Annotated in this window: 1 protein-coding gene; it reads left to right on the top strand. The window is 76.1% G+C overall.

Going from position 1 to position 1,002, the window contains the following annotated elements:
• Nucleotides 1-1,002, top strand: a 1,002-nt coding sequence (locus GTW67_RS26515) for a sensor histidine kinase (RefSeq protein ID WP_161167306.1), incomplete at both ends; no start/stop codon positions are given.

The raw sequence follows: 1,002 nt of genomic DNA, 5'->3' as shown, positions 1-1,002 counted from the left end.
GCTTCGTCGGCACCCCGCACGCGCCCGAGGACGCCCTCGACCGGGCCGTGCGCGGCCGCGAGACCCTCGCCGTGGACACCGACGACGGCTGGGTCTACCTCCAGCCCGTCGTCCTGCGCGGCGACCGCGTCGCCGTCGTCGAGGCCTTCGTCCCGGCGGCGGACCTCACCCGCGGGGTGGCCGCCTCGTGGGGAGTGATGGCGCTGCTCGCGCTCGGTCTGGTCGGCGGCTCGGTGCTGGTCGCCGACCGGCTCGGCGCCCGCGTGGTCCGGTCGTCCCGGAGCCTCAAGCGGGCCTCGCTGGCCCTCGGCTCCGGCGACCTCGACGTACGCGTGGAACCGGACGGACCGCCCGAGCTCCAGGAGGCCGGTGCGGCGTTCAACACCATGGCCGACCGGGTCGTCGACCTGCTCGCCGTCGAACGCGAACTGGTCGCCGACCTCTCCCACCGGCTGCGCACCCCGCTGACCGCGCTCTACCTGGAGGCCGACCGGATGGGCGCGACGCCCAGCGCCCGGCGGGTTACCGAGGCCGCCGGACAGCTGGAGAGCGAACTCGACTCGATCATCGCCGCCGCCCGCACCCCCCTGGCCGCCGCCCAGCCCGGCGGCGGAACCGGCACGGCGAAACCGTGCGACGCGGCCGAGGTGGTCGCCATGCGCCTGGACTTCTGGTCGGTCCTCGCCACCCAGCAGGGCCGCCCCTACGAGCGCTCCCTCACCCCGCGCCCCACGCCGGTCGCCTTCCCCGAGGACGACCTCGCGGCCGTCGTCGACGCGCTGATCGGCAACGTCTTCCGGCACACCCCCGAGGGCACCGGCTTCGCCGTTCGCGTGGAACGCGCCGACCGGTACGTGCTCCTCACCGTGGACGACGCCGGACCGGGCGTCGCGGATCCCGAGGCCGCGCTCACCCGGGGCGTCAGCGTCGGCGGTTCCACCGGGCTGGGCCTGGACATCGTGGCCCGGGCGGCCCGCGCGGCAGACGGCGAGCTGACGATCG

It is taken from the genome of Streptomyces sp. SID5910 (genome assembly GCF_009862125.1).
Classification (GTDB): Bacteria; Actinomycetota; Actinomycetes; order Streptomycetales; family Streptomycetaceae; genus Streptomyces.
This window is presented reverse-complemented; position numbering and strand designations above follow the sequence as displayed.